The following is a 7,063-nucleotide window of genomic DNA, read 5'->3' as shown; positions in this document are numbered from 1 at the left end:
CGACCCTGGGGGGAGCGCCGCAAGCCTCGGCGCAAAGCGGCGATGTGCAATCCCTTATCGACCGCATCAACCGCCTGGAACAGGATATCAGAACTCTCAATATCCAGCTTTCACGAGGGGGAACTCCGGGAAAGGATGCCGTGCTGTTGTCATCCGGTTCGGCCACCACCCATTTGGAAGATCGGCTGACGATATTTGAGGAGGAACTGCGCGCCGTTACCGGCAAGATCGAAGACCTTTCCTATAAAATTGATCAGGTCGGCCGGCGTCTTGATAAGATGGTCGGCGACGTTGATTATCGTCTCGGTTCACTTGAAAAATCCCGGGGAACCCCGGCGGCTCAGGACGAAGCGGCGCAAAATGACGCCGCTCAGGCCTCGGCTCCGCCGAAAGTGAGCGCCGCGCCCACGCCGCCTTCCGTGCAAACCGGCGAAGCGCCGGGGACTCTCGGCGCGAGCGGCGGGAAGGCGGCTCCGCCGGCGGCTGAAAAATCGCAGCAATCGGCATCCACGGGTAAGAGTATGCCCAAGGGCACCCCGCAGGAACGCTATGACCGCGCTTTTGATCTTCTTCGTCAGTCTAAGTATGACGACGCCGCCGCCGCCTTGCGGGAGTTCCTGGAAACCGGCGGCGACGACCCCCTGGCCGGCAATGCCAATTACTGGCTGGGCGAGACTTATTATGTGCGCGAAGACTTCAGAACCGCCGCGCAGGTTTTTATCGAGGGCTATCAGAAATACCCTAAGAGCGCCAAGGCTTCCGACACCCTTCTTAAGCTGGGCATGTCGCTGGCGAAAATCGACAAGAAGAATGAAGCCTGCACCACTTTCGCCAAATTGTTGAGCGACTTCCCCAAGATGTCCGATGCCCTCGGCAAGCGGGTGGCCAAGGAGCGTCAGGCCAACGGCTGCAAGTAGTGGCGTCTGATAATCCGGTTTCCGATGAAGACTTCAGCGCCATGATGGCGGCGGTCGGCCCCTTCGAGGCCGATCCTCATTTGGCGGTGGCGGTTTCAGGCGGAGGCGACAGCATGGCCCTCTGTTTGTTGGCCGATGCCTGGGCGCGGGCGCGGGGAGGAAAGGTCAGCGCCCTGACCGTTGACCATGGGCTGAGGCCCGAATCCGCCGTCGAGGCCGCAATGACGGGCCGTTGGCTCGGCTCACGCGGCATTGACCATCACATTCTTTGCCGGCAGGGACCTAAGCCCCTTTCAGGGATTCAGGAGGCGGCCCGCGAAGCCCGCTATGACCTTATGTGCGCATGGGCCGGCGAGGCCGGCGTACTGCATCTGCTGGTTGCCCACACCGTGGAAGACCAGGCCGAGACCTTTCTTTTGAGGCTGGAGCGGGGCAGCGGCATTGACGGCCTTTCGGCGATGGCGGCGGTGCGCGAAACCCCTTTTGTGAGATTGGTCCGTCCCCTTCTCGGCGCATCGCGGGAGCGGCTTAGAGACACCCTGAAAGTCATGGATCAGGATTGGATCGAGGACCCCGCCAACCTGGATGCGCGTTATGCCAGGACTCACCTTCGCGCCGCCGTAAGAGCCTTGGCCGGGAGGGGACTTAACCCTGAACGTTTGGCGGCAATAGCCAAGGGCATGGGGCATTTGCGCATGACCATGGAAGACGCCGTTTCCTCCTTGCTGGCGCAATGTTGCGCCATTTGCCCGGCGGGTTATGCTTATGTGGACGGGACCGTGCTGGCGAGGGCGGCGCCGGAGGCGTCATTGCGGGCGTTGGCGCGGATTCTGGGTTGTATCGGCAGGAAGGCTTATCCGCCGCGCCGGGAAAAGCTGGAATTTCTCCACGGCCTGATTATCGGGGGAACTTTTTCGTCCGCCCGCACCCTCGCCGGTTGCCGCATTTTGCCGCCGTCGGGAAAATCGGACAAGATTGTTATTTGCCGGGAAAAGCGCGGCGCCGAAATTGCCTTTAATCCGTTAAAAAGCATTTCAGGCGTAGGCTTTTTCCTTGTTTAAGCTTTTTTTGATTACTATCTCTTCGATGTGGTAAGAGTTTGACGTTTGGAATCCTCCGGGAAGGAAAAAGATTTGAACTTCAGTAAGAATTTGGCTCTGTGGGCGATTGTCGCGTTGCTGGTGTTCGCGCTGTTCAACCTGTTTCAGGGAACGGCGCCGCGAGGACCGCAGAAGCATCTGTCATTTTCGGAATTCCTGAGCAACGTCGAAAGCGGCGAAGTCCGCGACGTCAATATCCAGGGGCAGGCCGTTACCGGCCACTTCCGCGACGGCGCCGCCTTCGGCACCTTCACCCCCAATGACCCCACCATGATTCCCAACCTCACCAGGAAAGGCGTACTGATCTCGGTGACGCCGTCCGAGGACGGATCGCCCACCCTGTGGGGAGTCGTCATCTCGTGGTTCCCCATGCTGTTGCTGATCGGCGTGTGGATTTTTTTCATGCGCCAAATGCAGGGCGGCGGCGGCAAGGCCATGGGCTTCGGCAAATCAAAGGCCAAGATGCTGACCGAAAAGACCGGGCGAATCACCTTCGAGGACGTCGCCGGCATCGACGAAGCCAAGCAGGAGCTTGAGGAAATTGTCGATTTCCTCAAGGACCCGCATAAATTTCAGCGTCTCGGCGGCAAGATTCCCAAGGGATGCCTTTTGGTAGGCCCGCCGGGCACCGGCAAGACTTTGCTGGCGCGGGCCATTGCCGGAGAGGCCAACGTTCCGTTCTTTACTATTTCAGGCTCCGACTTTGTCGAGATGTTTGTCGGCGTCGGCGCCTCCCGTGTCCGCGACATGTTCGAGCAGGGCAAGAAAAACGCGCCCTGCATCATCTTTATCGACGAGCTTGACGCGGTGGGTCGTCATCGCGGCGCCGGTCTGGGCGGCGGTAACGACGAACGGGAACAGACCCTCAATCAATTGCTGGTGGAGATGGACGGTTTCGAGACCAATGAAGGCGTGATCCTGATCGCCGCCACCAATCGGCCCGACGTTCTCGATCCGGCGCTGCTCAGGCCCGGACGCTTCGACCGTCAGGTGGTGGTGCCTAATCCCGACATCATCGGCCGTGAGAAGATTCTCAAGGTCCATATGCGTAAACTGACGATGGCTCCCGACGTCAACCCCCGCACTATCGCTCGCGGCACGCCCGGTTTTTCCGGCGCCGATCTCGCCAATCTGTGCAACGAGGCGGCGCTGCTGGCGGCGCGGGCCTCCAAGCGCGTGATCACCATGTCCGACTTCGAGGCCGCCAAGGACAAGGTGATGATGGGCGCCGAACGCCGCTCGATGGTGATGAGCGAGGATGAGAAGAAACTGACCGCCTACCACGAGGCGGGCCATGCTCTGGTCGGTATTAACATGCCCAAGCACGATCCCCTGCATAAGGTGACCATTATCCCTCGCGGCCGCGCCCTCGGCGTCACCATGAACCTGCCGGAGAAGGACAGATACACCTACTCCAAAGCTGAATTGATATCGAAGCTGGCCAGCATGTTCGGAGGCCGTCTCGCCGAGGAAATCGTCTTCGGCGCCGACAACATCACCACCGGCGCCGGCAACGATATCAAACAGGCCACCGAATTGGCCCGGCGCATGGTCACCGAGTACGGCTTCAGCGAACGGCTGGGCGCCCTTCGCTACTCGGAGAATGAAGAGGAAGTCTTTCTCGGTCATTCGGTGACCCAGCGCAAGAACGTATCCGATGCCACCGCCAAGATCATTGATGAAGAAATCCGCGCCCTTATCGACAATGCCGAGAATACGGCTCGCAGGATTCTGACCGATAAACGTGAACAGCTTGAAATCATCGCCCAGGCGCTGCTGGAGCATGAAACCTTGTCCGGCGAGGAAGTGGACGCCCTGCTGAGAGGCGAGCGCATAATCCGCCCCGATGAAAGAGACATGCCCCCGGAAGGCATGCGCAAAGCCTCCGTGCCGACCAGCGGCAAGGTCAAGAGCGTCCCTCCGCCGGGACTCGATCCCGAACCACAGATCGGATAATGATTCGTTATTCCTTTGCCGGCCTGACGCTTGAGCCGAAGCGTCCGCTGGCGATGGGGGTGATCAACGTGACGCCGGACAGTTTCTCCGACGGCGGCGAAGCGTTTCGTCATGAGGCCGCCATTGCCCGAGGCCGGGAGATGATTAAAGACGGGGCAAGCATTCTCGACATCGGCGGCGAGTCCACCCGTCCCGGCGCGGTGCCGGTTTCTGTTGAACAGGAACTTGACCGGGTAATTCCGGTGATCGGCGCTTTGGCCGGTCAGGGGGCGGTTATTTCCATCGACACCCGCAAGGCCGAAGTCATGGAAGCGGCGCTGAAAGCCGGCGCCGATATCATTAACGACATCACCGCGCTCGGCGGCGATGCGCGCTCCTTGGCGACGGCGGCGGCCGGCAATGCTTCGGTGATCCTGATGCATATGCAGGGCGAACCCGGCCATATGCAGGATGATCCCCGCTATCAGGACGCGCCTCGGGAAATCATGGAATATCTGGCGGGCCGCATCGCCGTCTGCGAGGCGGCGGGGATAAAGCGGAGCCGCATCGCCGTCGATCCCGGTATCGGTTTCGGCAAGACCGCCCGCCACAACATGGAAATCCTCAACCGCCTGGACGAGTTTAGCCGACTGGGCTGTGCGCTGGTTCTCGGCGTTTCGCGCAAGAGATTCATCGCCGCCCTCAGCCGTAACGAGCCTCCCGAGGCGCGTCTCGCCGGTTCCCTGGCGGCGGCGCTGGCCGGGGCGGAGCGCGGCGTTCATATCCTGCGCGTCCACGACGTTGCCGAGACCATGCAGGCGCTTAAGGTGTGGCGGGCGATAGCGGACGGCGGGCCCTGAAAAAATAGGAAATAAAAAGTTAGTCACATCCGATTATATTCGGCGCTAAACTGACCATCCGCTTATGGAGATGATATGGCACGCAAATTGTTCGGCACCGACGGAATTCGCGGCGAGGCCAACAGGGAGCCGATAACCGCCGAGACCGCCCTCAAGGTAGGCATGGCGGCGGCCCTGCAATTCACTCGCGGCGACCATCAGCACCGGGTGGTCATCGGCAAGGACACCCGTTTGTCCGGCTACATGATCGAGCCGGCTTTGACCTCCGGGTTTATCTCCATGGGCATGGACGTGATTTTGGTCGGGCCGATGCCGACGCCGGCCGTCGCCATGCTGACAACCAGCCTGAGGGCCGATCTCGGAGTGATGATCTCGGCCTCCCACAACCCCTATCAGGATAACGGCATCAAGTTGTTCGGCCCCGATTCCTACAAGCTGTCGGACGAGGCGGAAGCCGAGATCGAAGGGCGCATCGACAACGGCCTCAGCGGCGAGTTGGCGGCTCCCGACAAGCTGGGCAAGGCGATGCGCCTGGATGACGCCCAGGGGCGCTATACCGAGTACGTCAAGCAGACCTTTCCCAAGGGACGGCGGCTGGACGGCCTCAAGGTGGTTATTGATTGCGCCAACGGCGCCGCCTACAAGGTGGCCCCCGAGGTGCTGTGGGAGCTGGGCGCCGAGGTGATCTCCATCGGCGTCAATCCCGACGGCTTCAATATCAACAAAGGCTGCGGCTCCACCTGCACCGAAACCATGCAGGCCGCCGTCGTCGCCCACAACGCCGACCTCGGCATTTCCCTGGACGGCGACGCCGACAGGGTGCTGATCGCCGACAATGAAGGCAAGCTGATCGACGGCGATCAGATCATGGCTCAGGTCGCCCTTCACTGGCAGGCCGACGGGCGGCTCAAAGGCGGCGGCGTAGTCGCCACCGTCATGTCCAATCTGGGACTGGAACGCTGCCTGGAAAAAGCCGGCCTGTGTTTGATCCGCACGCCGGTGGGCGACCGCTATGTGCTTGAGCATATGCGTCGGCACGGGTTCAACCTGGGCGGCGAGCAATCCGGGCATGTCATCCTCGGCGACTACAGCACCACCGGCGACGGCCTGATCGCGGCGTTGCAGGTGCTGGCGGTGCTGGTTCAGTCGGGACGCCCGGCCGGCGAGGTCTGCCGCGTCTTTACGCCCTTGCCCCAATTGTTAAAGAACGTCCGCTACAACGGCGGCAAGCCGCTGGAACAGGCCGCCGTCAAGAAAGCCGTCGCCGCCGCCGAGAAACGCCTCAAGGGAACCGGGCGGCTGCTTATCCGCCCCTCGGGAACCGAGAACCTGATCAGGGTCATGGCCGAAGACGAGAACGAGAATCTGGTGGCCGAGGTGGTCAACGACATTTGCGCCGTCATCGAACAGAACAACCATTGAAAGGCCGCGTTCTGATCATAGCCGGCTCGGATTCCGGCGGCGGGGCGGGCATCCAGGCCGACATCAAGACGGTTACCGCGCTCGGCGCTTTCGCCATGACGGCGGTGACGGCGCTTACCGCCCAGAACACCAGGGGCGTCTCCGCCATCCATGATGTTCCCGCCGCCTTCGTCGTTGACCAGATGAGAGCCGTGCTTTCCGACATCGGCGCCGACAGCGTCAAGACAGGCATGTTGCACCGCGCCGATATTATCGAGGCGATCGCCGACGCGCTGGAGGCCGAATGTTCCCGCATCCCCATCGTCATCGACCCGGTGATGACGGCCAAGGGCGGCCACGCCTTGCTGGAGGAGCAGGCCGTGCGCGCGCTCAAATCGCGCCTGCTTCCCCTGGCCGGCGTGCTGACTCCCAACATTCCCGAAGCCGAGGCCTTGACCGGCATGAAGATTAACAATCACGATGACGCCCGCCGGGCGATCCGTTTACTGGCCGCCCTCGGCCCCCGAGCGGTGCTGCTGAAAGGCGGACATCTGGCCGGAGACATGATCATCGACCTGCTGCTTGCCGACGGCGAACTCCACGTCTTTGAAGACCCCAGAATCAATACCCGAAACACTCACGGCACAGGCTGCACCCTGGCCTCCGCCGTCGCCGCCGGTCTGGCTCAGGGAAAGACGGTCAAGGACGCGGTAAAGACGGCCCGCGCCTATGTGCAAGAAGCCATCCGCACGGCCCCCGGCCTCGGCGGCGGCCACGGCCCCCTGAACCACGCCCACACGGTGAAGCCTTTTACCGGGTAGTCGGTTCCAATTGATCGGGATATGATTTA

The 7,063-nt window shown here is 61.5% G+C and carries 6 protein-coding genes; all 6 read left to right on the top strand.

Translation table 11 applies throughout. The features are described from left to right. A partial coding sequence (locus A3H92_13010) for a tol-pal system protein YbgF (protein OHC76517.1) occupies positions 1-917 on the top strand: 917 nt, incomplete at its 5' end. Beyond that, entirely contained in the window at positions 917-1,978 is a 1,062-nt protein-coding gene (locus tag A3H92_13005) for a tRNA lysidine(34) synthetase TilS (GenBank protein ID OHC76516.1), read from the top strand. The genes A3H92_13010 and A3H92_13005, both read left to right, overlap by 1 nt. Positions 1,979-2,050: 72 nt before the next feature. Continuing rightward, entirely contained in the window at positions 2,051-3,973 is a 1,923-nt protein-coding gene (locus A3H92_13000; GenBank protein ID OHC76515.1) for a cell division protein FtsH, read from the top strand. Beyond that, positions 3,973-4,812: a dihydropteroate synthase gene (locus A3H92_12995; protein ID OHC76514.1), complete on the top strand. Its 840-nt coding sequence runs from the start codon at positions 3,973-3,975 to the stop codon at positions 4,810-4,812. The genes A3H92_13000 and A3H92_12995 overlap by 1 nt, the downstream gene beginning before the upstream one ends. Positions 4,813-4,887: 75 nt before the next feature. After that, positions 4,888-6,234 (top strand): phosphoglucosamine mutase, encoded by a 1,347-nt coding sequence (locus A3H92_12990; protein ID OHC76513.1) that lies wholly within the window; start codon positions 4,888-4,890, stop codon positions 6,232-6,234. Continuing rightward, complete coding sequence (locus tag A3H92_12985) at positions 6,231-7,034, top strand: bifunctional hydroxymethylpyrimidine kinase/phosphomethylpyrimidine kinase (protein OHC76512.1); 804 nt, start codon at positions 6,231-6,233, stop codon at positions 7,032-7,034. Before A3H92_12990 ends, A3H92_12985 begins: the two co-directional genes overlap by 4 nt. The last annotated feature ends 29 nt before the right edge of the window (positions 7,035-7,063 follow it).

Source organism: Rhodospirillales bacterium RIFCSPLOWO2_02_FULL_58_16 (assembly GCA_001830425.1).
In the GTDB taxonomy this organism is placed as follows: Bacteria; Pseudomonadota; Alphaproteobacteria; order Rhodospirillales; family 2-02-FULL-58-16; genus 2-02-FULL-58-16.
Note: the sequence above shows the minus strand (reverse complement) of the source record. Positions and strands in the feature narration are given on the sequence as shown.